The organism is Brachybacterium sp. Marseille-Q7125 (assembly GCF_023062615.1).
GTDB lineage: Bacteria > Actinomycetota > Actinomycetes > Actinomycetales > Dermabacteraceae > Brachybacterium.
In genome coordinates, this window is the sequence record NZ_JALLAL010000160.1 from 1 (window position 1) to 457 (window position 457).

At 36.8% G+C, this 457-nt stretch carries 1 protein-coding gene; it reads left to right on the top strand.

The genetic code is table 11. From position 1 onward, the window contains the following. Positions 1 to 143 precede the first annotated feature (143 nt). Positions 144 to 457, top strand: a 314-nt coding sequence (locus MU407_RS14155) for a S16 family serine protease (RefSeq protein ID WP_348648038.1), incomplete at its 3' end; no start/stop codon positions are given.

A 457-nucleotide genomic window follows, 5' to 3' on the forward strand; every position in this document is an offset into this window, starting at 1 on the left:
ATACATGAGAAGCTGGTGTAAGAACACTAGAAAGAACTATTGGTAAGATTTGTAGAAAGGTTGCCAAAAACTACGTTGAAGACGCAGCTCTTGAAGAGGTTGGTATAATTAAGTCTGACCTAGAGACATATCTTGGAAAAGACATGATTAAGTATCAACTTGCAGACGTTAACTCTCAAATAGGATTAGTAAATGGTATTGCGTGGACAGAAGTTGGTGGAGTTACACTTGAAGTAGAAGTAAACGTACTTAAAGGTAAAGGCGAAATTGTATTAACTGGAAAATTAGGAGATGTTATGAAGGAATCTGCGAAGACAGGTATCTCTTATATAAGGTCAATAGTGGACAAGTTTGATATAGACCCTGAATTTTATAAGACGAATGATATTCATATACACATTCCAGAAGGTGCTGTTCCAAAAGATGGACCATCAGCTGGTATAACTATGGCTCTTGC